The following is a 25,954-nucleotide window of genomic DNA, read 5'->3' as shown; positions in this document are numbered from 1 at the left end:
TGATAAAAATGAATACTAGCAATTACCATTACAAGAAGATTTACCGGAATCCCCATTGCCTGATAAAATCTGTTTTGTAATAGCTAAAAAATTGCTAGAGAAATCTTTTTTCAATGAGTAGTGTTTCCACTTGCCTTCTTTATAACTTTCCACGATTCCAGCATCTTCTAGAACTTTCATATGGTGGGATAATGTGGGTTGAGTGAAACTGAAATTATCTAACAAGTCACAAGCACAGAGCGTTTGATTAGAAATAAGTTCCACAATTTTGAGACGATTCTCATCCGCTAAAGCTTTCAATGCATTTATGTAGTTTGTAGTGTCCATTATTTACCTCATATAGATATGTATCTACGTATGACTTCATCATAACGAAAGTATCATGTTCTGTCAAAGTGAAAAACATCACAGTAAAATAAAAAAACTGCATTCAGCATGAATGCAGTTACTTGTTTATTTTCTAGGGTGTACCAATGTATTTTTGTCAGTACCAAACCATTTATTGTTGATTCGTTGTAGCTCACCGTCATCAGCAAGTTTTTGGAAAGCAGCATCGATCTTATGTTTCATAGTTTTATCACCTTTACGCATACCAACAGCAAAATCTTCCCCAGTAAAGTTTCCTTGCATCACCCTATAAGAAGCAGGGTCTTTTTCGTGTTGAATATAGTAGTTAGCATAAACACTATCAATCAATAGTCCCTGAATACGTTTAGCATCAAGATCCATCAGCGCATTATTAAATGAATCATAGAGCACAGGGCTCTGATTTTTAATATACTGTTTGAGCATCTTAGGGTGTTCATCTAACAAACTGGCACCGGAAGAACTAGTTTGTACGCCGAGAGTTTTACCTTTCATATCCTTGAAACTAGTAATGTTATCAGCCTTTTTAGTAACAAGTACTTGTCGATTAGCCAAATATGGCTCCGAAAATGCCAGTTGTTTTTCACGTTCAGGAGTGATTGTGTATCCGTTCCAGATTAAATCAATCGTACGGTTACGCAATTCAGTTTCCTTCATATTCCAATCGATAGGCTGAAAGTCAGCATCAATACCATATTGCTTGAAGACCGCTTTTGCTAAATCAATATCGAATCCAACTAACTTACCATCTTTTTGACGGAATCCCATTGGAACAAAAGTATCATCTAAACCAATAATTACTCGACCACGTTTTTGAATGGTCGACCAAGTATCAGTGGTATTAGCTTCTTGTGCAACTGATTTCTTATCACCACAAGCACTAAGCACCATGGCAAAACAAGCTAGAAGGGTAATGACAGCGATTATTTTTTTCTTCATATATAGTCCCTCCTATTTGTTGATTGGCTTAACTTCAAGAATTTGGTCAGAAATATTTTTGGCAAATTCAGGATCGTGGGTAACGACGATTTGTGTGATACCAGTTTCTTTCAAATTTAGAATCACTTGACCAACAGCATCTCTTAAACTTGGATCTAATGCTGAAGTTGGTTCGTCATAACAGAGAATCTGAGGTTGCATCGCAAGTGCTCGTGCAATGGCAACACGCTGTTTTTGACCACCGGATAGTTCGAAGGGATATTGACCAGCGTGACTAGATAATTCGAGTTCTTTCAAAATTGATTCGGCGTTGTTGACGGCATCATCTTTACTTTGCTTAAGGACCATTTTAGGCGCCAATGTAACGTTTTCCATAACTGTTAAATGAGGGAATAAGTTGAAATCTTGGAAGACAACGCCAATAATTCTTTCTGTATCAGTACTTTCGGCAGGGTCAAAAGGTTTGTCATTCAAGATGAATGTTCCAGAATCTGGTCGATCTAATCCAGCAATACAACGTAGTAACGTCGTTTTACCTGCACCAGAAGGGCCGACAATACTAAGAATGGAATTATCTTTGACTTCAACGTTTAAGTTATTCAAAATCGTAGTTCCGTTGAAACTTTTAGTAATATTTTCAAGTTTAAGCATTATTAATCCTCCTAATTTTTAACGGTAATAGCTGTAGTGTTTTTCCAGTATTTTGAGTAGCCAAGTACAGACTAGTGTTAGTAATAAATAAATTACACCAACTAAGACTAATGGTAATAAAGTGACATCTCGAGAGCTGGCAATGTTTCCGGCACGCAATAAGTCACCTAATCCGATAACGTATACCAATGATGAATCTTTGACCAAGTTGATAACTTCGTTACCAATAGAAGGTAGGACGATTTTAACAACTTGAGGTACAACAATCTTTCTAATTGTTTGCCAATAGTTAAGCCCTAATACTTCAGCACCTTCGTACTGACCTTTACCGATAGCACCAAATCCACCTCTAAATATTTCTGCAAAGTAGGCGGTGTAGTTAAGAATGAAGGCGAATAGTGCTGCATCATATCTTTCGAAAACTATATGGAAAAATGGCATATTTGGTAAACCGTAGAAGACGAAAATAAGTTGGAGTAGCAATGGAGTTCCACGCATTACCCAAATATAAAATGATAGGATCCAACTTAATGGTTTAAATTTTGAATTTCTTCCTAATGAAACTAGGATTCCTAATGGCAAAGAACAAATAAGTGTCCAAAAGAAAATCTTTAATGTCATGACTGTTCCACTTAATAGTGAAGGTAATATTTCAGATATGTATTGCAGCATGATTTCTCCCCCTAATAAAAAAAGTATAAAAAAAGCCCTCTAGTTAAATAAACTAAGAGGGCGACTTTCGCGGTACCACCTCATGATTATCAATATCTCACGATACTGACCTCAATAAGTTAATGCTCGTACCAATAAAAAAAGCCCCCTAATCCAATTGGATTAAGAGGGCGACTTTCGCGGTACCACCTCTGGCTTCCTAAAGTCTCACAACTTTAGGCTCATGAAGTTACATTAACTTCAGTGATAACGGAACTACCGAAAAAGCCTACTATTACTTCAGCTAATTAACTTACAGATGTGTTTCACTGAGGACTGGATTGACTCGCACCAACGTCAACTCTCTGAACCAAGGGACTCAGCTACCTTCTGTCATCGTTTTTATACTTGTTTGAATGTTTAAATAATCGTACGACCTTATGGTTGAGTTGTCAAGTAGACAATAGAAGATATGGTTGACTTAAACTTTTTGGTACGTTATATTGTTGGTGTGATGATATTATACGACGTATAGTATTGAGAAATGAGGAGATAATATGGCAATTCAAGCTTCTACCGAAATCCTCGAAGGGTCAGTTTTGGCAATTTTATCCCAAGAAGATTACTACGGTTATACGATTACGAAGCAAATGCAAGAGAATTTTCCAATTTCAGAATCTACCATGTATCCAATCTTACGACGCTTGAAAAAGGACGGTTGGTTAACTACTTATGATCAGCCATACGAGGGTCGTAATAGACGATATTATAAAATCACTGATACAGGGTTAACCAGATTAGCTGAAATTAGAGATGATTGGAAACAATTACGGACAGTGACCGATAAAATATTGGAGGGAAACGATGGAGAATAAAGTGGTTGACGCTTATATTGATGAGTTACAAGGTTTTCTGAAACCATTAAACGCAGCCGAGCGGGATGATGTTTTAGAATTCTATCGTGAATATATCATAGATGCAAAATTAGATACTAATGATAAAATTATTAATGAATTAGGATCACCAAAGCACTTGGCACGCCGTGTCCTAGCAGACTATTCAATTAAAATGTCAGAACAGAATTATCAAGAAATCGATGATGGCAAGATTTCTGACAATGAAAAAATGAAGAAGAATGCGGGGATGATTTGGATAATTATTTTAGCCTTATTGGCTTCGCCTATCGCTATCCCCGTGGCTATTGCTTTGATCCTTGCAGTAGTTTTATTTGTTGGATTGGCGGTTACATTCACACTATTATTCATTTTCTTAGTTGCCCTATCTGTCGTGGGTGGAATTGGAGCAATAGTAGTGGGAATTGCAGTAATATTCCAATCATTTACTACAACGTTATTTTATGTTGGAGCGGGTTTAGCAATTCTGGGAGTTGACTTAATTTTAATTCCGCTGATTATCTCATTCTGTAGATGGGTCTGGGATGTAATCGTGATGTTCTTCCGTTGGATCGGTAAAAAATTAATTCACGGTAGAAAGACTCCAGTCAAGGAGGGCAAAGAAAATGCATAGACAAACAATGGTAACCGGTGTCTATTTACTAGTCGTCGGTGTAATTTTAGCAGTGATTGGATTTGCTACGAATGCTCCCAAGACAGTAGTTTGGGACCATGGGTTCAATGTTTCTCAAAATATTGAATATACAAAGAACGTCGATAAATTCTCAAATGTGATCATTAGTGGTAATGACGGTAATGTAGAAGTTAAATCTGGAGATAGTTTCAAGGTTTATGTCAAAGGTGACAAGCGACAAATACCTAAATACAAAATTCGCCAAAATACTCTTTTTATCAATAAACAAACTAGAGCAAAGGCGGGAATCATTACACAGCCACAACGAATTGTTGTTACCGTACCAAAAGACGAGAAATTAGATATGGTTGAGGCAAATGTTAGTCAAGACGATATTAGTTTAAATGGAATTACTGTCAATAAACTAATTGTTAATAGCTCGTCAGATTCCGATTATGGTTGGTTATACATAAATAATTCAAGAGTCTTAAAATCAAGCAAGATGAATTTGAATACATATCATCTTCAAACTTTTAACACCGAAATGAACAATTTGACGCTTGATGCTGGTGAATTGCCAGACGATTACAGTGCTGGAAATGATGCCGATGATATTGATTACGAGGACACAGTAGTTGATTCAATTCATTTAGAAAATTCATCATTCACCAATGCTAAGCTCTCGTTAGATCATTCAGATATTTATATTGAGGATTCAACTCTAAGTGGAACCAAATCTAAATCTTCTCATAGCCGCGTTAAAATGGACAACTCAGTATTAAAAGGTGTAAATGAATTTACCATTAGTAGTGGATTATTCTCAGGAAGAAAGAACAAAATTGATGGTTATGATTTATCTACTAATAAAGGCACAATTAAATTTTTAGGAAATAGAATTAAAGAAAATCAATATCAAGTAAATCAAAACGTCGACAATCTCCTACGTGTCAATGGTGAACGAGTTAGAATCGTTATCAAGTAAGGTAGTTAGAAAAGAATAGGTTTGTTATAATAGCGTTATTACGGAGGGATTCATATGAATAATGCTAATTTGAAACGAATTTCTGCCTCTGAAGTCAACCGAGAAGCACGACAATTATTATTTAAGAATTTTAAAGAAATGATTGTTCTGAATATTGTGCCCATAATACTCAGAATTGTCGGGATGTTTTTCCTCGTCAAAATGTACACCTCTTGGCTTTCAGGACTAGGTATCAGTCTAGCTAATCCTCAAGAAGCAAGTAAAAAAATGACTGAGATTTCACAAAACATCGTCAGTAACCCAAGTTCAGCTACAAAATATTCAATCAATATCACACCACAGACAAGTATTCTAATTTTCGCAGTTGGACTATTTTTCTTCCTAATCTGTGTCGGTATTGGATATTCAATGCTAGACAAATATCGCAACAAAGATTACCAGATCAAAACGATTGCTGATCAATTCCAAGTATTCTCAGGAAGATACTTTTTTGCAATTATCTTTCTAGCTCTACTATTCAACATAATGGTAGAAGCAGGTGCTGCAATTTATCTAATACCAGGAATCTGGTTCCTACTAATGTTTAGTCAAAGTTTTTACATCTACAAAGATGATACAGAAAAACAAGATAAAGTAGGCTTCAGACAAGTGTTCTCAGCCTTTGCCAGAAGTAGTTTGTTAGTAAGAGGATACAAATGGACATTACTAGTAATTTTCATCGAGTTTTTCTTGTGGGAAATCTTGAACTTAATTACGAGAGAAATTTTATCAGTAGTATTACACCCATACGAACAATCAGTATTGGCAGTATTCTATGATAAAGTCTCAAAAGCAAAATTATCTCAAGTTCAGGAACAACAAAACGCAGCTTAGGAAATTAATTAATACTCAGAATTACAAATTTTCCGAATAAGAGTTTTTTTAGGCACTATTCAGGTGGAGAAAGAAAAATGATTTGGGCTCAGCCGCCAGATTTCACTTTGCTGACGAAGTCAGCTTAGTGAAAGGGTCGATTTGGAGACAATTCGTTCTTTGAATTGGCTTCAAACGGTCCCGGCAGCGTTCCAGCCCGGAAATCATTTTTCTTTCGGAACCGACATCTTACTACTATTCACCAACCAAAAAAAGCTGAAACCGTTTTGGTTTCAGCTTTTTTTACTGTAAACATTTTTCTATAACAAATGAACTTTCTTGAGAAGTTGCTCAATATATGTACCTTTAACTTTCTCAAGTACACGTTTCTCAACCATTCTCTCACCGAATCCATCAAGCTTAATATCAGTAATCTTCTTTTTATCATTCAAGTAGTAGATTGCATCCATCAAGACACGGGCATCAAATGATGATGCGAATACTTCGGGAACACCACGGTCAACGTTTAGCAAAGTATAAACAGCTTCCATACCAGTTCTTACTGAATACTCAGTTGTGAAGACGGTGTCACGTTCTGTTTCGGCAAAGTTACCGATGAAGGCTAAATTCTTTGAACCTTCTGGAACAACTAGTGGACGGTCGCCAACTTTTCTAGGCATGAAGTAAGAAGTGATGTAAGGCATGTGTGCAGGGATTGTATTTGCACTTTCTGCGATGTCTTTGATTTGATCTTCTGGAACACCGATGTGGTACAAATATTCCTCACAAAGCTCGATACCAGTACATTCAGTGATCTTCTTCTTAATGTAGTTACCAGGTTGATCTGAGAATAGACCGTATACCCAGACAATTAACTCGTTATCCTTTTGTGCCTCAAAGTGGGGTTGTCTACTGATTGAGTAACCGTATAGCCAGTTGGAATCTTTGATGCTGACAGGTCCACTAGTTACGATTGAACCTGAGTGTGGGTCTTTCTTACTGATGGCTTTGATATATGGAACTACTCGGTCATCTGTGAAAGTTATGGTACCAGAAATTTGCCAGTTAGCGTCAGGAATATTTTTACAGAACTTGTCAGGGTGACCTAAGTCAGGTGATTGTTCAGCAAGTTTTTCCCAAAGAGCCCATGAATCTCCTAGTTCGTGCTCAACTGGGGCAGGGGTATTGTTGTCACCGTAAGTTGTACTCTCAGTAATTGAACCATTTGTGACAAAGACTAAGTCATTTGGAGTTAGGTTGATTGTCTTTTCATCGCCGTCTTGAACCATATCGATTTCAGTAGCGACTTTTTGATTGTTAGAAGTATCAAGTTTGACATTCTTAACGTGAGCATTGTATTGGAAATCAACACCCTTGCTCTTCAAAAAGGCAATTGTAGGTTTAACTAATGATTCGTACTGATTGAATTTTGTAAAACGTAGTGATGATAAGTTTGAAAGTGAGTCGATGTGATGAACAAATCTTAAGACATAACGACGCATTTCCATCGCACTAGCCCAAGGCTCGAAGGCGAACATTGTTGACCAGTATAGCCAGAAGTTTGAATCGAAGAATTCTTTTGAGAATACTTCATTGATCTTCTTGTCCCCAAGGTCTTCTTCCGGTGTCAAAGCTAATTTGAGTAATTCATCTACAGATTGTTTGGATAAAGTTAATTTACCCTCAGTAGGTAATTCCTTACCACGATCTTGGATGACTCTTCCTTTAGAAAAACTTGGGTCTTTCTTATTTAGCCAATAGAATTCATCCAATACAGATACATCGGGATTTTCTAGTGAAGGGATACTTCTATATAAGTCCCAAAGTGTTTCGAAATGAGGCTCCATTTCACGTCCACCACGAATGATGTAACCCTTGTTAGGATTCATAATTCCATCCATACTACCACCAGGTAGGGCTAATTCTTCCAAAAAGTGAATTTTGTCACCTTTCATCTGACCGTCACGAATTAAGAATGTTGCTGCAGCCATTCCAGCTAATCCAGAACCGACGATATAAGCTGACTTATTGTCGACACCCTCTGGTTTAACAGGCTTTGCGAATGCTTCATAATTTCCATTGCTATAATACATAAAAATCACCTCTCGAAAATAAATACAATAAGTAATCACAGATTAATTGTTATTGTTGTATATTATGACTTTAAAAAAGATAGTGAGTGGTTACATCTACAATATAGTTCTTGTTGAATGCGTTTACAACAAAGAATGTGAATAATTTAATAATCAAAAAATAGACCTCAATTGTTCCAAATAAAAATTGGGATAATTGAAGTCTATGTAAATTATGTAATTAAAAAGAAGATTGAGGACGTTTCTCAACAAAGATGTAATCAATTGCTTTAGCGCCAATTGTAATTTGAGAACCATCTTGTCTTTGAACAATCAAGGAACTATCAAACTTTTCGTGTTTAACAATTTTGAGTAGATCATCGATTTGAAGTCCCAGACTGTTGAAATATTGAAGAAATTCGTAATTATCTGACAATCGAACAATTTGAACTACTTCATCATCATCAATCATGCTTAATAGTTTGTCATCAGCATCAGTTTCGCCATGCCCATTGCCAGGAATAATTCCCCCATGAGGACAGCGTTGTGGATGATCAAGAAAGTCATTCAAGTGATTCATTAAATCTTCATCAGATAAATGTTCCATAATGTCAGCGTGATGATGGACGGAATCTACTGGGTATTTAAGACATTGATTTAGGAACACTTCCCACAGGCGGTGAGTTCTGACTAATTGTTCAGAAATCTTATTTCCTTTGTCAGTAAGCACAATTTTGTTGTATGGAGAGTGAGTTAAATATCCCTCGGCTGATAATGAATTCAACATTTCAGTAACAGAAGGGGCAGACACATTCATGATCTCAGAAATGCGCTTGTTCGTTACTTTAGTAAAATCATAATTTAATTCGTAAATTGTTTTTAAATAGTTTTCTTTATTAGGAGACAACTTTTCGACCTTTCGTATAGCCTAAAAATATTCTTAGTTATCTTATTATAACTCATTTTCTGTGTTAATAAATGGTAAAATAATATCATAGGTTAAATAAAGGGAAGGGGAACTTTTTTATGGAATCTTCAAAGCACAAATTTGACTGGTTCGGATTAATTATTGGTATTCTATCAATTTGGGTAGGATATGAGGTAATGACACATCCATTAAACAGTCTATCTGCCATCGCTATTATCCTAGGTATTTTCGCTATCGCAAGAGGTGTATACGAACTATGGTTTGGATCACAAATGAATAAATACTTAGGTACAGGTAGTGGTTTTACAATTTTTTCAGCAATTATTAGTATTCTAGTTGGTATTTTGTTCATTGCTAACCTCAAGATTGGTGTTGTTGCAACAATTTATATTTTTGCCATCTGGTTCTTAGTTGATTCAATTTTCCAACTATTTACAGCTAGACTTTACAGTTTCTTCGGAAAAGGTTACTACTGGTTGATTGTTATTTTGGCATGTTTTAGTTTGTTATTCGCCATCATTTTATTGTTCAATCCAGCACTAGCAGGTGGTTTTATTGTATTCATGTTAGCATTTTTCTTTATTGCAACAGGAATTGCAGAAATTATCGAAGCATTTTAAAACATTTTGTTTTACAGCGTGTATTAATTTGCTAAAATACTAGGTGAATGCCATCTTAGCTCAGTTAGGTAGAGCATCACCATGGTAAGGTGGGGGTCGTCGGTTCAAGTCCGATAGATGGCTTAACGCCTAAAGGTTTATCAAAGCCACTCGTAAAATGACGTACGTTCCCAAAGTTCTAATACTTTGGAGTTATACGTTATAACGGGTGGCTTTTATTTTACTATTGTTGATATTGATTGAAAAAGGTTCAAGATTCATGTTTGAATTTTTGCAGGGGGAAATTATATGAAAAAGGTCAAATTAGTTATTTTAGGATTAATAGTGTTATCTTCCATTGGATTTTCAAATTCGATGGTAGTAAATGCAGAGGTAAATGGTTCAAATCCTACAGAAAGTACTGATGTACCAAGTGAGATTCAAAGTTCCGTTGATGAGTTATTTGACAATCAAATGAGCAATAACATTACTGTCTCAGATGCAAGCTTTTCGAAGGCAACCATAAAGGAGATAAATAACAAATATTCTTTTGATGATTGGGGAAGAATACCTTTAGTTAGTAAATATGTGTTAACAGATACTCCTAGTTCTACTCAAATTGTTAATTTGAAGAATGTCACTTTTGAATCTCTGGGACAATACCCAGTACCATCATTAGGAAACTTTAATTATGGAGTATCGGTTCAAGCATTTTATAATGGGAAAGTAATTAAGAGTAAATTTATTCCTGTTTCGGATAATGTTGTGACTGAACCATATACAAATCCGGTAAATCTTGTTGGCACTGTGACTGCGACTCACAATGTTGCGTTACCATATGCACCCTTAACGGATACTGAAAATAAGGCGTCATCGAGGGCTCTAGCACCAAACTCTGATTGGTATACAGATAAGTTCATGATTAATAAAGCGAACGGGGATATATATTACAGAGTATCAACCAGTGAGTGGGTTAATACGCTTTATATTAAACCTCATGCAAATCCAAATTTAAAAATTTCAAATCGAATTCCGGTTTCTGAAGGACAGGAAATCTATACAGTTGGATCAGACAATGTTTCTGGTCAAACAGTTTATAAATCCAACGGTGAGTTATGGGATTATACTTTGCCAAAAGAAACTCAGTGGAAAGTTACTTCAATTGCATTTGATCAATTTGGAAGAGCGTATTGTGAAGTCTCTAATGATGCTTGGGTTGTTGGTAATAAAGCAAATCAATCTAATTAAATAAATTTACAGTTCTTAATTGGGGCAATCAAAATCGATTGCTTCTTTTTTTTACTTGATTTTAACTAAAAAAATAATGTAGGCTCGATATATGTAAGCGAATACAAGGGAGGAAGCACAATGTCTGTTAATGTTAATCAAAGTAGGGATGTATTTCATCTACAAACGGATAACACTAGTTATATTTTTAAGGTAATGTTAAACGGAGAGCTTGGCCAAATTTACTATGGATCAAGAATTCACGTTAAAAGCCAGTATGACAACATTACTACTCGGGAATTGCATGATGCCACGCCGGCATTTAGCGAGGATTATCCAGACTTTCAACCAGAATTGTTGAAGCAAGAATATGCTAGTCTGGGCAAGGGTGATTTTCGTTATCCTGCTTTTCAATTGACTCAGAGTAATGGAAGTCGAATTTCAGAATTTGTTTATGATGGTTTTGAAAATTCGAAAGGTAAAAGTCGATTGAACGGTTTACCTTCATCATTCGATGATACGGACGATGACGCGGAAACATTAACCATTCATTTGAAAGATAAAATTACCGGAGTGTTGTTGGATTTGAATTACACGATTTTTCCTCATCAAGATGTGATTGTTCGTAGTAGTTCGTTCAAGAATACATCAGATAAGGACATTGAGATTGATACAGCTTATAGTTCTCAGTTAGATTTGCCAGATTCGAACTACGATTTAATTCAGTTCTCAGGGAATTGGGCGCGTGAGCGTCATTTATATCGAAATCATTTACGCCCAGGAATACAGAGTGTTAGCAGTTTGAGAACAGCCTCAAGCCATCAACAAAATCCATTTATGATGTTGGCTAGACCAGAGACTAATGAAGATTCAGGTGAAGTATTTGGATTCAATTTGATTTATTCTGGCAATTTCAAGGACTCAATCGAAGTAGACCAATATGATACTAGTCGAGTTTTAGTTGGAATCAATCCCGATGAATTTGCATGGAATCTTTCAGCCGGTGAAAGTTTTCAAACTCCAGAGAGTGTGATTAGCTATACAGACCAGGGTAGCAATCAACTTTCTCAACAAATGGCTGATTTCTATCATGAACATTTAATCAATAAAACTTTCAAAAATCAGGATCGTCCTGTGTTGATTAACAATTGGGAAGCAACTTATTTTGATTTCAACGAAGAGAAGTTGATGACGATTGTTAACCAAGCACACAAAGTTGGTATTGAGATGTTTGTGCTGGATGACGGCTGGTTTGGCAAGCGTAACGACGATACGACTTCACTTGGAGACTGGTTTACCGACAAAGCTAAGTTCCCAAATGGGCTAAGTCATTTCAGTAACCAGGTTCATGATTTAGGGATGAAATTTGGTTTGTGGTTCGAGCCGGAAATGATTTCCCTCAAGAGTAAATTATATGAAGAACACCCAGATTCGATGGTGGGTGATCCCAATGCAAACCTTATTCCTGCCCGCCACCAGTTTGTCCTTGATATGACTCAAGACAAGGTCGTCGATTACCTTTTCGAAAAAATGAACGCCATTATTGACGACACCAAGTTGGACTATATCAAGTGGGATATGAACCGCAATATTACTGATATGTTCAGCTTAAACTTGAATAAAGCACAACAATTAGAGTTCGGACACCGCTATATTCTTGGAGTTTATCAACTTTATGCCCGTCTGACTTCAGCGCATCCTGAAGTATTATTTGAATCTTGTGCATCTGGTGGTGGACGTTTCGACCTTGGTATGATGTACTATGCTCCCCAAGCATGGACTAGTGATGATACCGACGCTGTTGAGCGTATCAAAATTCAATACGGAACTTCATACGGCTATCCTCAATCAATGATGGGTGCTCATGTTTCTGCTGTTCCTAATGATCAAAATGGACGTGTTACATCACTCGATACACGTGGGGCAGTGGCATTCTTTGGAGATTTAGGGTATGAACTAGATATCACTAAAATGTCAGATGACGAATTAGAAAAAGTTAAACAACAAGTTGAGTTTTATAAAGAATATCGTCATTTGTTCCAGTTTGGTAAATTTTACCGCATTGATAGTCCATTCGATGGTGATGGAAATGTTACTAGTTGGGAAGCTGTTTCCGCTGATAAAAAGACAGTTGTAATCGGAAGATACCAGTTGTTGAATCATCCTAATGCACCATATCAGAGACAGTATTTCAAAGGGATGAACCCAGATGCTCAATACCGTGTTAACGATAGTAAAGAGACATTTTATGGGGATGAACTAATGAACCTCGGATATTATGTTGCAGCACCTGAATTAACTGGGAATTATTCAAATGACTTCCATTCAGATTTATTCATTGCAAAACAAATTTAAGTTTCAATAAAGGTATCTTTGGTAGATTAACTATTGAAGATGCCTTTTTTAGTAAAAATATTTTATTGATGTTTTACCAATCCTGATTTACCTTGAAATCGGCCCCCATAACACTTATACAACAATAAATATTCAAATATATTTACTAATTTTATAAGAATATAGATAAATAATTGGGAAAGTTTTAGTAAACCGATATTGACTTTTTACCTGAAAACGATTACATTACAAGTATTGAATATTCAAATTAATAGATAGGGAGAATTACGATGGAGAATGAAAGCAGGGCTCGAAAGATAACTTCGAGAATTTCGTACTCATTTGGTGCCTTTGGACATGACGCCTTCTACGCTACACTTTCAACGTACTTTATTATTTTCGTTACATCACACTTGTTTGATAAAGACAGTGGGGGAACAAGTGCAAAGATGATTGCAGCAATTACATTCATTATTGCCGCATTAAGAATCGTCGAATTAGCAATTGATCCTTTGATTGGTAACGCGATTGATAATACACATTCACGTTGGGGACATTTTAAACCATGGATTGTTGCTGGTGGAACAATTGGTTCAATTGTTTTAGCAATACTATTTACAACAATGGGTGGATTGAATGTTTCAAACCCAATTCTATATTTAATTGTTTTCGCAATCTTGTATATTACAATGGATATTTTTTATTCATTTAAGGATGTTGGTTTCTGGTCAATGATTCCAGCAATTTCCTTTGATTCAAAAGAACGTGAAAAGACTGCTACATATGCTCGTGTAGGTTCAAATATTGGACAGAACCTTGTTGGTGTTGTTGTTATGCCACTTGTTCTATTCTTCTCAGCTAATTCTAATCACGGAAACGGTGATAACAGAGGTTGGTTTGGATTTGGATTAGTGATTGCCGTTGTTGCGCTTATTTCAGCGTTGGTCGTTGCTGTAGGTACACATGAGAATGATTCAGAATTACGTCAAAATGCAGAAAAAACTTCATTTAAAGACGTTTTCAAAGTTCTTGCGCGTAATGATCAATTAATGTGGATGGCATTAACCTATGGTATTTATACTGCAGGTATGCAATTAACAAATGCTCTAGAACTCTACTACTTTACTTATATTTTAGGCCATGCCGGACAATTCTCATTACTAGCATTGATCAACGGAGTTATCGGTATTGTTGCAGTTCTAATGTTCCCACCTTTGGCTCAAAAATTTAGTCGTCGTAAAGTGTTCTTCTCAGCAATAGCACTTATGATTATTGCCTTGATACTATTCGCCTTTGCAGGTAAATCATTACCATTAATTCTTACCGCAGCGGTATTATTCTACATTCCACAACCATTAATTTTCTTAGTTGTCTTAATGGTTCTAAGTGATTCTGTTGAATATGGCCAATTGAAGTTCGGTCACCGTGACGAATCACTAACGCTTTCAGTTCGTCCATTGTTGGATAAATTGGGTGGTGCCATCTCAAACGGTGTCGTAGGTCTAACTGCCGTCTTAGCCGGTATGACAGCCGGAGCAACTGCTGGAGATATTACAAGTCATGGTCAGGCAATTTTCAAATTAATTATGTTTGGTGTTCCAGCACTTCTAATCCTAATTGCTACATTTATCTTCTTCAAAAAAGTTAAACTTGATGAAACTATGCATGCTCAAATAGTTGATGAGTTGGAACAAACATGGCACAAACATTTGGACACTGACGAATCAATGGATCAAATTGAAAAAGAAGTCGGTGCAGATGCAACAATTGATTATCAAGCTCCAGTTTCTGGTACTTTGATGGAGTTGGATAAGGTCAATGATGAGACATTTGCCTCAGGTAAGATGGGTAAAGGATTTGCCGTCAAGCCTTCAGATGGTGGTGTCTACGCTCCGTTCAACGGTGTAGTCGAAGCAACTTTCCCAACACGTCATGCGATTGGATTAAGGTCCGATACAGGTGTATTAACACTAATCCATATTGGTATTGGAACCGTTGATATGCGTGGTACAGGATTTGTCCAATATGTTGAAAAGGGTGATCGCGTCAAACAAGGACAAGAATTGATTGAATTCTGGTCACCAGCAATTGAAAATGCTGGCTTGGATGACACAGTTATGGTTGTAATTACTAACTATGACAAGATTGAAACTCTTGATTTCACCAAGACTACAGGTGTTGTTGAACATGGTGAAAACATTGCTAAAATGTCACATGTTGATATAACTAAATAGATTATTCAAACTACGATGCCACCAGGTATCGTAGTTTTTTTTACGAAAAACTTTGAAATATTTCAGAAAAATGTGTTATTATCCTTGCAGTTAAAGAACGGATCGTTGGTCGCATATGTTAAGCGGCAAAATATCTCTTCAAAATCATAGGAAGAGGGATTACCTTGGAATTTAAAGAAAGATTAGCACAGAATTTATTGGAGACGCTTATCTTCATGGCAACCGCTTCATTTATTTCTGTAAATATAATTGCCCCAATCATTACGGGACTAACAATGGGATTCTCAATGTCAAACTGGGGAATGGTTTTGTTACGAATTCCAATAATTTGGATAAGTGCAATTCTACTATTAATCTTCATTCGCAGACCAGCAAGCAAGCTAGCAGGAAGAATATTAGATGAAAAATCCAATTTCAAAACATCAATTTTTGTAACAATGATATTCAACAGCATTAATAGTTCAAACATTAATAGCTCAACCAATCGCAAGAAGCGTAATGAAGTTATTACATCGTTAGTCGACATGATTGACAAAAGAGCAGTTTAAAAATAACAAAAAGTCCAAAGGAATAGTTTTCCCTTTGGACTTTTTACATTTGTATTTAAATTAAATAAACTATCGAGTCGATAATAAACTCACACACAACCTAGATGGAGGGAGAAAATCGATTCGGCCTCAGTAGCTAAATTATACTTAGCCGAGTGGTCTTCTCGGATTAGTATAAGGGGCAGTTTGAAGACTTTTCGTACTTTGAAAAGGCTCCAAATGTCCCAGCTACGTTCCAGGCCAAAGAATCGATTTTCTCCCGGAATCGGCATCAAATACGCATATTGAAATCAAAATCGATATCATCTCCAGCCGAGATGTGATACTTATTCTCAACATCTGTACCCCAGCTATCAATACCACCAACACCACGAACAGCTCCATAAACTCCAAGCACTGTTCTTCGAGCAAGTGGAAGTTCCTCAATATGAGTGGCATTCTCGAGCTCTTCAGCAGTATAAGGCAATAAACTGAAATTGAAGTTCTTCTCACCTTTATCAATCTTCAAACTAAAAGGTTGAGGATTGTTGTCTGCATTATTTTGTGTCGTGGTTCGTGTTATTTTCAGAGCACTAGTTTCCATATGCATTCCACATTCTTGAGGTACCAAGTATGGTGTCACTGGCATACCGTCAACGTGAAATTCACTTTTTTCAGCTCCAGCCATTCGATCAGGATATGTTTCTCCAGATAAGCCGGTATAGTCAAATCCTGTAGCCGTTGTTGGCATAATGAATCTGATTCCAAAGGCAGGTAGGTCAGGTAAATCTTTGTTGCCGTTGAAATGTGATTTGATGTTAATTTGTCCGTCTGGAGTGACGGTGTAGGCAATTGTCACTGTTGTATGAGGGACAGTATTTGTTAAATAAGTGTATATAAGTGAAACTTTCTCAGCAAACTCTTTATCTGAAAATTGATTGTTGAATGGTGCGACTGGAAGTTCTTCGAAAGTCTTTTCATCAACCGTAACTGAAATGCTTTCAACAGTCGAGAACATGTCGGCAGCGTACCATTGAGCGGATTTTACTGAGAAACCACTTCCGTGATCATTGTCGGTTGTTGCACGCCAGAAAGTTGGTGTTGGTGTGCGATAAATCCATTCTTTGTCGTGTGCAACTAGTGATTCTAAACCGCCGCGTTCATAACTGAAAATATAATGAAATCCATTTCCACCCACACCGAGAGTTCCATCACCATAGATGACGTGCAACTTATTATTTGTGTAATCCATAATAATATTTTACCTCCTGCATAGCTGGCTTTGGTGTTCGATCGGCAAACAATAATCCATCACCTGAGAATTCATAATCTGAGTGACGCTCGTCAAAGTCTCCACCATATCTGAGCACTTCTTTGTTTGAAATGGGGTCATGAACTAGTAAGGCTTGGTCAATGAAGTCCCAGATGAAGCCACCTTGATACATTGGATATTTATCAAGAAGGTCGTTGTATGAATTCATGCCACCAAGTGAATTTCCCATGTCATGCATGTATTCGCAATCCAAAAATGGTTTCTTAGGATTGTTTTTGAGGTAAGTCTCAATATTCTCAGGCTTTTCGTACATTCTACTTTCAACATCAGAGATTTCATCTTTCAATTCTGGAGTGTGGAAAACACCTTCGTAGTGAGTTAGACGAGAGTCATCGTGATCTTTGTAAAATTTATTCATCGCAGCAATGTCAGATCCAGCGTATGATTCATTTCCAAGTGACCAGAAGATGACAGAGACGTGATTCTTGAACATTTCATAATTAGTGCGAGCACGGTCTAAAACGACTTCTAGCCAGTGTGGATTGTCTCCCGGTACATTAAATGAAGGTTCAACCGCTCCGGATTTTTGCCAAGTACCATGTGATTCCAAATTATTCTCGGCCATCAGGTAAATTCCGTTTTGGTCACATAAGTAGTACCAAGGAATCTGGTCAGGGTAATGACAAGTACGGTCAGCGTTGATATTGTTGTCGAGCATTGTTTGGATGTCTGATTTCATATCATAAATTGTAATTGCTCGACCAGTCTTGGCACTCCATTCATGACGGTTAACGCCATGAATGATTAGACGTTTGTCGTTGACATACATGACTTTGTCGTCACGTAATTCGACCTTACGGAAGCCAATTTGGTAAGGTACGACTTCAACAGTTTTGCCGTCTGCATCCAATACTTCAATTAATAAATCGTATAAGTACGGATTGTCAGGTGACCACAAATTAACTTTTTCAAAAGTCATGGCGTCGAAAAAAACTTTGTCATTACCACTTTGTTCTTGCGTTGCGACTAGGTTATTTTCGGCGTCAGTTACAGTTAATTTTAAGGTGGAACTGGTTAAATTATCACCAGTTAGTTTTGATGTGACTTTCAATATGCCGGACTCAAAATCGTTATTGACGGTTGGACGAATATCCAGGTCTTCAACGTGAATGGCTGGTAACGCCATCAAATTAACGTCACGAAAAATACCGGAAAATCTGAACATATCTTGATCCTCGAGATGTGAAGCGGTGCATCGCTTGTATACTTGAGCAGCGAGTTTGTTTTTACCGTTCTTAATATAGGGAGTTAAGTCGAATTCTGAAGGAGTAAAACTATCTTCAGCGTAGCCGATAAAATGTCCGTTTAACCAGACATAGAGAGCTTCTTCGACACCTTGGAAATCAACAATAATTCGTTTGTTTTCAAAGTTATTCGGCAAATCAAATTCTTTTATATAAGATCCAACTGAATTATCTTCAGCATCGCTAAAGATACCAGGAGTTAACTTGTCAGAATTTAATGTATATGGTGGGCGACGGAAGATTTTGCCTTCCCATGGATACCAAGTGTTGATGTATTGAATCTGCGCATATCCTGCCAGCTCAATGTGGCCAGGGACATGGATTGAATCAAATCCGCGTGAATCGAAATCCATTTGGTAAAAATCTCGTGGTCGGTCAGCTGGTGTTTTAGCAAAATCAAATTGCCAATCGCCATTTAGACTTTTTACAAAACTACTATGTTTCCCAATCTCCGATTTAGTACCATAGAAATGGTGGTCACTATGGGCTGGGAGTTGGTTGACACGGAACGTCTCCGGGTCATCGAGCCAGTTAATATCAGCTTGCATAAAAAGGTGCTCCTTCCAAGTTTTATCTTTAAAAACGCTTACATGTATGATGATAAAGCATCAAATAATATTTGTATAGGATTTTTAGTTAAAATTTAAGTAAACAAATTTTGATATTTCTACTGTCGAAACCTTGATATGATGATATTTTGTTATTATTGTTTTAATATCACAATTTATATAAAACGCTACCACTTTTGATTTAAAAGGCTTTTAACCTGTTTACAAAACCACGGAAATGTTTTATAGTAAAGCTAATAAAATTTTAGTAAAACAACCGGAGGATTCAAAAATGAAAACCAGCGAGTTAAAACAAGAATTCACAGCAATCTTTGATGAGCAACCTGAAAGAGTGTTCTTTTCACCAGGACGTATTAATTTGATTGGTGAACATACTGATTACAACGGTGGCCACGTGTTCCCATGTGCAATTAGCCTTGGAACATATGGAGTGTACAAAGCTAGAGAAGACAACACAGTTCGTATGTATTCAGCAAATATTCCTGACCAGGGAATTGTCGAATTCGATATTAATGACTTGGCTTATGACAAATCAGCCGGTTGGACAAATTATCCAAAAGGGATGATCAAGGAAGTTTCAGAATCAGGTTACAAATTAGATCATGGCTTTGACTTGTTTGTTCATGGTAACTTACCCGATGGTGCGGGACTTTCTTCATCTGCTTCAATCGAACTATTGATGGGGGAAATTCTTAACGACGTTTTCGATTTGAAGATTGATCAATTAGATTTAGTTAAAGATGGTCAAAAAGTTGAAAACAACTACATCGGTGTTAACTCAGGAATCATGGACCAATTTGCCGTTGGAATGGGTAAAAAAGATCAAGCTATCTTACTTGATACAAATACAATGGATTACTCATACGCACCAGTGAAATTAGGCAATCACGTTATCGTAATTATGAACACTAATAAACGTCGTGAGTTGGCTGATTCAAAATATAACGAAAGACGTTCAGAATGTGAGGAGGCATTGAGTCGCCTTCAAACAAAATTGGATATCAAGTCACTCGGTGACTTAAATGAAGCTGAATTTGATGAAGCTGCTTACCTAATCAATGATGAAACATTAATTAAACGTGCTCGTCACGCTGTCTTTGAAAATCAACGTGCAATCAGAGCTACTGACGCATTGGCAAAAGATGACTTAACAACATTTGGCCACTTAGTCACAGCTTCACACGTTTCATTACACTTTGACTATGCAGTTACAGGTAAAGAACTTGATACACTTGCTGAAAATTCATGGAAACAACCTGGTGTTCTTGGCGCACGTATGACTGGTGCTGGATTCGGTGGTTGTGCAATTGCTATTGTTGAAAAAGATAAAGTTGATGCCTTTAAAGAAAATGTTGGCAAAGCTTATCGCGAAGCAATCGGGCATGATGCAGACTTTTACATTGCAGAAATTTCAGATGGACCTTTAGAGTTAAAATAATAGTTAATAAATAAAAAATTGGAGGAATTTCAAATGGCAATTTTAGTTTTAGGTGGCGCAGGCTACATTGGTTCTCATACAGTTGATCGATTAATTGAAAAGGGATATGACGTTGCAGTTGTAGATAATTTGGTTACAGGACACCGCGATGCTGTTAATGATAAAGCTCGTTTTTATCAGGGTGACGTCCGTGATGCAGATTTCATGAATAACGTTTTTGACCAAGAAGATATTGAAGGTGTTATTCATTTCGTAGCCTTTTCAATTGTTCCTGAATCAATGAAGGATCCATTGAAGTATTTTGATAACAACACAGCTGGAATGGTTAAACTTCTCGAAGTTATGCATAAGCATGATGTTAAAAAGATTGTCTTCTCATCAACTGCTGCTACTTACGGCGAGCCAAAACAAATTCCAATTAAAGAAACAGATCCACAAATTCCAACAAACCCATATGGCGAAAGTAAATTAGCTATGGAAAAAATTATGCACTGGTCAGATATTGCATATGGCATCAAATTCGTAGCTCTTCGTTACTTCAACGTTGCCGGTGCTAAGCCAGATGGAAGTATTGGTGAAGACCACCATCCAGAAACTCACTTAGTTCCTATTATTTTGCAAGTGGCTGCCGGAGAACGTGAACAACTACAAATCTTTGGTGACGACTATCCAACTGAAGATGGAACAAATATTCGTGATTACGTTCACGTTGTTGATTTGGCTGATGCTCACATTTTGGCATTGGAATACCTTAAAGAAGGCAAAGACAGCAATGCCTTTAACCTGGGTTCTTCAACTGGATTCTCAAACAAACAAATGCTTGATGCTGCTAGAGAAGTTACTGGTAAACCAATTCCTGCAGTTATGGCACCTAGACGTGCCGGTGATCCAAGTACTTTAGTTGCTGCAAGTGATAAAGCTCGTACAATTTTAGGTTGGGCTCCTCAATACGATGATGTTAAAGAAATCATCAAGACAGCCTGGAACTGGAAACAAACACATCCACAGGGATACAACGACCGTGGAGGCAAGGATTAATGGATACAATCGATAAATTTGTCGATCAAGTTATTGATTCTCCTTCAGACTTTACTGATCTAGATAGAATTTATGTACATAACAAAGTTTTAGGTTTAATCGGAGACGATGCGCCCGTTGAAGCAAAAGGTAATCAAGTTGTTGATTTAACTGATGCTTTAATAGCAACAGCAATCAAAAATGGCAACATTGAAGATTCAGCGTCAGATAAAGAGATTTTGGCAGATCAATTGATGGATATGGTCACACCACTTCCATCAGCTTTGAATCACACCTTCTGGGATTTATACCAAGAAAGTCCTGATGCTGCTACAAACTATTTTTATCAATTAAGTCGTGACAATGATTACATCAAGACTCGTGCGATTGCCAAAAATGTTGAGTACGAAGCTGATACAGATTTTGGTAAGTTAGAAATTACCATTAACTTATCAAAACCTGAAAAAGACCCTAAGGCAATTGCTGCTGCCCGTAATCAACCAGAAAATGGTTATCCTTTATGCCAATTGTGTATGCAAAATGAAGGGTACCGAGGACGTCTTGGTTATCCTGCTAGAACCAATCACCGTATCATCAGATTAACTTTAGATGGTGAAACTTGGGGATTTCAATATTCTCCATATGCATACTTCAGTGAACATTCTATTTTTCTTGATGAAGTTCATCGCCCAATGGTTATCAACCGTCAGACCTTCAGTATTTTAGTTCAAATTGTTAAGCAATTTCCCAATTACTTTGTCGGAAGCAATGCTGATTTGCCAATCGTTGGTGGATCCATGCTTTCTCACGAACATTACCAAGGTGGACGCCATGATTTTCCAATGATGAAAGCTCCAGTTGATCGTGCAATTGATCTGGGTGTTGACGGAGTTGAGGCTGGAATCGTGAAGTGGCCAATGTCAACGATCCGCTTGAGTTCAAGCAATACTACCGCATTAGTTGCTGCTGCTGTTAAAATTCATGATGCTTGGAAAAATTATTCAGATGAAAGTGTCGATGTTCGAGCATATACAAATGAAACTCGTCATCATACAACTACACCAATTGCTCGTAAAGTTGGCGATCAATATATTTTGGATATTGTCTTACGTGACAACCAAACCTCAGCTGAATTTCCAGACGGAATTTTCCATCCACATCAAGATGTTCAACACATTAAGAAGGAAAATATCGGCTTAATCGAAGTTATGGGACGTGCAATTTTGCCTGCTAGATTAAAGACAGAATTACAAGAGGTTGAAAAATATCTATTGAATGCTCATAATCAAATGGTTGAGATGCACCGCCCTTGGGCTGATGCAATAAAAGCCAAATATGATATTAATGAAAATAATGTCGAAAAAATTGTTGATCAAGAAGTAGGTAAAGTATTTGCCCGCGTCTTGGCTGATGCAGGTGTATTCAAGTGGGACGAACAAGGCGAAGCAGCCTTTGATAAGTTCGTTTCAACTGTAAAAACTTACACTGCATAATTTACTACCACGGAGGTATTTGCATGGCGACAACATTAAAAGATATAGCGAATAAAGTTGGTGTTTCGCTTGCGACGGTCTCGCGTGTTTTAAATTACGACCAAACACTTTCAGTCAGTGACGAAACACGACAAAACATTTTTAAAGTAGCGGATGATCTAAACTATTCAAAGAGCAAGCCACGTTCAAGTAGCTCGGTTGCTCGTAAGAAGTTAGCAATAATCCAATGGTATTCAGAATCCAAAGAACAAGATGACTTGTATTACATGTCGATTCGAATGGGAATCGAGCGCCAAGGACAAGCTAGACAGTTTGATGTAACAAGGATTTTCCAAAATGATACTGGACAGCTAGATGCAGACGTCGATGCCATAATTGCCATCGGGAAGTTTAGTCCCGAACAAGTTCAATCGATGAACGAACTTTCCGACAAAATTGTTTTTGTGGATGATGATCAATTTGCGGCCGGATTCGATAGTGTTCTGACTGATTTCAAGTTTAGCGTTGAACACGTAATCGATTATTTCTGGAATCGTGGAATCCATGACATCGGAATGATTCATGGATTGGAACGTACGACAGATCAATTGTTAGAAGTAAAAGATCAACGTATGTACGCATTTCGAGATGCGATGGAAAAACGTAAAGCTTATAACTCAAAATGGGTATTCCAGGGCGACTATACTAGTCAGTCTGGGTACCGCATGATGAAAGAAGCTATTGATAAGCTCGGGGATGACTTGCCACACGCTTTCTTTGTAGCTAATGATCCAATGGCAGCTGGAGCTTTAAAAGCTTTACAAGCGGCTAAAATCAAGGTTCCTGAACGAGTTAAACTATTTAGTTTTAACAATACTTCTTTGGCTAGTTTTGTTTATCCGGAGTTGAGTTCGGTTAATGTTGAGACTGAGTTGATGGGGGAGACTGCTGTTAATTTGGTGGTTAGTCAGTTGTCAACTGGGCGTCAGGTTCCGCAACGGATTGAGATTGGTACTCGGTTGGTTGAGAGGGATAGTACTAAGTAGGTGTTTTTGATGCCGTCTGCGGGTCTGAGAAAGTTCACCTGCTGTGCGGGACGGCCAGAGCCACAGTGCGGTCTCTGGCCTCGGTTTGGAGCCTTTCGAAGTTCACGAAAGTCTTCAAACTCGCCCGGTGGTGTAATGGCTGTCGCCATTTCGCCACTTTCACTGCTGGTGAATTTCTCAGACCCTCCGACTGGTTTTGGCGCTGAAATTTATCATTTGTTTGAATATGTTCAATCGATTTTGTAATAATGGTGGACCACATCGTGTCGCGACTACTTAGTTGGCAACAAAAAAAGCACTATTAATTTTAACTGATATATAAAAAAGCTATTTCATACCTGATATTTAATCAAGTTTGAAATAGCTTTTTTGGTTTAGCAATATTGTAATATAATAAGTTGTTTTTTGAATCAAATGTTAAATAAAGGCAGTTATCGACGCTACTTTATAAATGACCATCGAATCAGTCGGAAGAGATGAGCGGATAACCAGCTATGAGTGTGATGTTATGGCTTTAGCCATATTACATCACCGGGCGAGTTTGAAGACTTTCGTGAACTTCGAAAGGCTCCAAACCGAGGACCAAGACCGCGCGCTGTGGCTTGGTCCGGTCCGCATAGCAGGTTAATCCTCTCATCTCTGGAGACGGAAACCGAAACCCATCCTATAGATTCAATACTTGTGCTATTAATGCTGCTACTGTGTCGGAACCTTCTTGGTTACCGTGGATGGCATCTTCACCTGTTATGTGGATTTGTTTGAATGTGGCTACTTGGCCATCGAAAATTTTACGTCCTGATTCGGCACTGTCTTTTGAAACTACTCCGTCAGATGTTGAATCTTTTGGTTGAGATCCGATTACGTTGATTACGTTTAGGTCTTTTGGTAATTGGCCACTTCCTGCGATTAATTTGTTAAGGAATGCTGTGTTTTCTGCGCCATTTCCTGCTTGGAAGTTATATGGTGTTCCGACTGACATGAATGTGTTGAAGTGGAATGGAAATCCTGCTTTTCCAGCATTCTTTTCTAGATAGGTTGTTGTGATTGAACCACCGTTTGAGTGGGCTACGATGTCGGCTTCTTTAAATTTGTTTTTGAGATTGTATGTGCTAATTGCATCTCTTAGTGCGTCTGCGTCTTGAGCAATGACGTCTTCATGATATGCGTTAACAGGGAATGTTACGACTACGTAAGGTCTTTCACCGTTGTTAACGGTTCTAACATTTTGTCTCAATATTTGTCCGTAAGGATTGGCACTAAATTTAACTACTGTGTGCTCACTGTTAGGATCGATTTTTGAAATAGTTTTTTGCCATGATTCTTCAGTATCAAAGGCACCTGGCACAAAGAATACTGGGTTGTTGCTGTTGACCGTTGTTGCGGCATTAGCAGATTGTGTTTTTACGAAAAATAAAGCGAATACTGCTGAAATCGCAATTAGGAAAGGTAATATTTTTTTCTTCATATGTAATATCCCCGACTTTTTATAGGTTTAACATTATTAAACTACCAACAATAAGATATGAAGTAAATACTATTTAAATTAATTTAATTAGATTGTAACTATCGGTAAAATTTTGATAACCGCTTTGGAAGTTGCTATACACCAGTTTGACTGATAAAAACATTTCTATTTAATATTACTTTTATTACGTGAATTACAGCTCTGTTACAGTTACTTATCATTGTGTTAATTTTGATAAATGAATATTGTTTTTCCGGAAATTCAGTGCTAACATAGATTTTGTCATATGATAAATCTTTTTTAAGGGGGAGGAATATCCATGACATTTTTGACAAATTTGATCAGCTCATTTACAACATTTAACACTTCAGTATTTGGTGCTGTTAAATCATTATTTAGCTCATTATTCAGCGGTTTCAAACTATAATAGCTAGATCAAAATAAAATTAGAGGTATTTTACTTGCGGGATGGGTGAGTGAA

The 25,954-nt window shown here is 37.2% G+C and carries 22 protein-coding genes, 1 tRNA gene and 1 other annotated feature; of the genes, 14 read left to right on the top strand and 9 right to left on the bottom strand.

All coding sequences use genetic code 11. The annotated features are described in order from the left end of the window. Positions 1-15 precede the first annotated feature (15 nt). From ABM34_RS06005 to ABM34_RS05990, 4 genes are all read right to left on the bottom strand, one after another. The gene (locus tag ABM34_RS06005; protein WP_048704252.1) at positions 16-327 is read right to left on the bottom strand and encodes an ArsR/SmtB family transcription factor; all 312 of its coding nucleotides are present in this window, start codon (positions 325-327) and stop codon (positions 16-18) included. A gap of 126 nt (positions 328-453) precedes the next feature. Continuing rightward, positions 454-1,305 carry an amino acid ABC transporter substrate-binding protein gene (locus ABM34_RS06000; protein ID WP_048704250.1) on the bottom strand — a complete coding sequence of 284 codons (852 nt, stop codon included), beginning with the start codon at positions 1,303-1,305 and terminating at the stop codon, positions 454-456. Between the two features lie 12 nt (positions 1,306-1,317). Next, entirely contained in the window at positions 1,318-1,956 is a 639-nt protein-coding gene (locus ABM34_RS05995) for an amino acid ABC transporter ATP-binding protein (protein WP_048704249.1), read from the bottom strand. Positions 1,957-1,974: 18 nt separating this feature from the next. Then, a complete protein-coding gene (locus ABM34_RS05990) occupies positions 1,975-2,628 on the bottom strand; it encodes an amino acid ABC transporter permease (RefSeq protein WP_048704247.1) in 654 nt (217 codons plus the stop codon). 163 nt (positions 2,629-2,791) lie between these two features. Then, positions 2,792-3,013, bottom strand: a binding site (T-box leader). Positions 3,014-3,164: 151 nt separating this feature from the next. On the opposite strand from ABM34_RS05990, the gene ABM34_RS05985 reads away from it, so the two are divergent. The 4 genes from ABM34_RS05985 to ABM34_RS05970 are packed head-to-tail and all read left to right on the top strand — an operon-like array spanning position 3,165 to position 5,989. Next, the gene (locus ABM34_RS05985; RefSeq protein ID WP_048704245.1) at positions 3,165-3,482 is read left to right on the top strand and encodes a PadR family transcriptional regulator; all 318 of its coding nucleotides are present in this window, start codon (positions 3,165-3,167) and stop codon (positions 3,480-3,482) included. Beyond that, the gene (locus ABM34_RS05980) at positions 3,472-4,134 is read left to right on the top strand and encodes a DUF1700 domain-containing protein (RefSeq protein WP_048704244.1); all 663 of its coding nucleotides are present in this window, start codon (positions 3,472-3,474) and stop codon (positions 4,132-4,134) included. Before ABM34_RS05985 ends, ABM34_RS05980 begins: the two co-directional genes overlap by 11 nt. Beyond that, positions 4,127-5,116 carry a DUF4097 family beta strand repeat-containing protein gene (locus ABM34_RS05975; RefSeq protein WP_048704242.1) on the top strand — a complete coding sequence of 330 codons (990 nt, stop codon included), beginning with the start codon at positions 4,127-4,129 and terminating at the stop codon, positions 5,114-5,116. Before ABM34_RS05980 ends, ABM34_RS05975 begins: the two co-directional genes overlap by 8 nt. Positions 5,117-5,170: 54 nt before the next feature. Beyond that, positions 5,171-5,989: a DUF975 family protein gene (locus tag ABM34_RS05970; protein WP_048704241.1), complete on the top strand. Its 819-nt coding sequence runs from the start codon at positions 5,171-5,173 to the stop codon at positions 5,987-5,989. Positions 5,990-6,288: 299 nt separating this feature from the next. Here the strand turns inward: ABM34_RS05970 and ABM34_RS05965 are convergent, their stop codons facing one another. Both ABM34_RS05965 and ABM34_RS05960 read right to left on the bottom strand, forming a co-directional pair. Beyond that, on the bottom strand, positions 6,289-8,061 hold the full coding sequence (locus ABM34_RS05965) for an oleate hydratase (RefSeq protein ID WP_048704239.1): 1,773 nt from the start codon (positions 8,059-8,061) through the stop codon (positions 6,289-6,291). A 220-nt stretch (positions 8,062-8,281) separates the two neighbouring features. Then, entirely contained in the window at positions 8,282-8,947 is a 666-nt protein-coding gene (locus ABM34_RS05960) for a metal-dependent transcriptional regulator (RefSeq protein ID WP_048704237.1), read from the bottom strand. Between the two features lie 119 nt (positions 8,948-9,066). Here ABM34_RS05960 and ABM34_RS05955 point away from each other — a divergent pair, with 119 nt between their 5' ends. The 6 genes from ABM34_RS05955 (at position 9,067) to ABM34_RS05930 (ending at position 15,910) form a co-directional block, all read left to right on the top strand. Beyond that, a complete protein-coding gene (locus tag ABM34_RS05955) occupies positions 9,067-9,588 on the top strand; it encodes an HdeD family acid-resistance protein (RefSeq protein WP_048704235.1) in 522 nt (173 codons plus the stop codon). Between the two features lie 49 nt (positions 9,589-9,637). After that, positions 9,638-9,711 (top strand) — tRNA-Thr (locus ABM34_RS05950). A 165-nt stretch (positions 9,712-9,876) separates the two neighbouring features. Next, positions 9,877-10,815 carry a hypothetical protein gene (locus ABM34_RS05945; protein WP_048704234.1) on the top strand — a complete coding sequence of 313 codons (939 nt, stop codon included), beginning with the start codon at positions 9,877-9,879 and terminating at the stop codon, positions 10,813-10,815. Between the two features lie 120 nt (positions 10,816-10,935). Then, the gene (locus ABM34_RS05940; RefSeq protein ID WP_048704232.1) at positions 10,936-13,149 is read left to right on the top strand and encodes an alpha-galactosidase; all 2,214 of its coding nucleotides are present in this window, start codon (positions 10,936-10,938) and stop codon (positions 13,147-13,149) included. A 269-nt stretch (positions 13,150-13,418) separates the two neighbouring features. Further along, positions 13,419-15,362, top strand: a complete 1,944-nt coding sequence (locus ABM34_RS05935) for a sugar MFS transporter (RefSeq protein WP_048704229.1) — start codon at positions 13,419-13,421, stop codon at positions 15,360-15,362. Between the two features lie 164 nt (positions 15,363-15,526). Next, positions 15,527-15,910 carry a hypothetical protein gene (locus ABM34_RS05930; RefSeq protein ID WP_053084449.1) on the top strand — a complete coding sequence of 128 codons (384 nt, stop codon included), beginning with the start codon at positions 15,527-15,529 and terminating at the stop codon, positions 15,908-15,910. 271 nt (positions 15,911-16,181) lie between these two features. Here the strand turns inward: ABM34_RS05930 and ABM34_RS05920 are convergent, their stop codons facing one another. Both ABM34_RS05920 and ABM34_RS05915 read right to left on the bottom strand, forming a co-directional pair. Further along, positions 16,182-17,141: a beta-galactosidase small subunit gene (locus tag ABM34_RS05920; RefSeq protein WP_048704226.1), complete on the bottom strand. Its 960-nt coding sequence runs from the start codon at positions 17,139-17,141 to the stop codon at positions 16,182-16,184. Further along, a complete protein-coding gene (locus ABM34_RS05915) occupies positions 17,125-19,014 on the bottom strand; it encodes a glycoside hydrolase family 2 TIM barrel-domain containing protein (RefSeq protein WP_048704224.1) in 1,890 nt (629 codons plus the stop codon). The genes ABM34_RS05920 and ABM34_RS05915 overlap by 17 nt, the downstream gene beginning before the upstream one ends. A gap of 292 nt (positions 19,015-19,306) precedes the next feature. Between ABM34_RS05915 and ABM34_RS05910 the strand changes: the two genes are divergently transcribed. From ABM34_RS05910 to ABM34_RS05895, 4 genes are read left to right on the top strand one after another with little or no spacing between them, the layout of a single operon-like run. Continuing rightward, entirely contained in the window at positions 19,307-20,473 is a 1,167-nt protein-coding gene (locus ABM34_RS05910) for a galactokinase (protein WP_048704222.1), read from the top strand. A 33-nt stretch (positions 20,474-20,506) separates the two neighbouring features. Beyond that, the gene (galE, locus tag ABM34_RS05905) at positions 20,507-21,511 is read left to right on the top strand and encodes a UDP-glucose 4-epimerase GalE (RefSeq protein ID WP_048704221.1); all 1,005 of its coding nucleotides are present in this window, start codon (positions 20,507-20,509) and stop codon (positions 21,509-21,511) included. After that, positions 21,511-22,983 (top strand): UDP-glucose--hexose-1-phosphate uridylyltransferase, encoded by a 1,473-nt coding sequence (locus ABM34_RS05900; protein ID WP_048704219.1) that lies wholly within the window; start codon positions 21,511-21,513, stop codon positions 22,981-22,983. The genes galE and ABM34_RS05900 overlap by 1 nt, the downstream gene beginning before the upstream one ends. Positions 22,984-23,006: 23 nt before the next feature. Further along, positions 23,007-24,008 (top strand): LacI family DNA-binding transcriptional regulator, encoded by a 1,002-nt coding sequence (locus ABM34_RS05895; protein ID WP_048704217.1) that lies wholly within the window; start codon positions 23,007-23,009, stop codon positions 24,006-24,008. Between the two features lie 664 nt (positions 24,009-24,672). On the opposite strand, the gene ABM34_RS05890 is transcribed toward ABM34_RS05895, so the two are convergent. After that, on the bottom strand, positions 24,673-25,473 hold the full coding sequence (locus tag ABM34_RS05890) for an alpha/beta hydrolase (RefSeq protein ID WP_048704215.1): 801 nt from the start codon (positions 25,471-25,473) through the stop codon (positions 24,673-24,675). Positions 25,474-25,954: the final 481 nt, after the last annotated feature.

Origin of the sequence: Companilactobacillus ginsenosidimutans, from assembly GCF_001050475.1 — a bacterium.
Taxonomy (GTDB): Bacteria; Bacillota; Bacilli; order Lactobacillales; family Lactobacillaceae; genus Companilactobacillus; species Companilactobacillus ginsenosidimutans.
Note: the sequence above shows the minus strand (reverse complement) of the source record. Positions and strands in the feature narration are given on the sequence as shown.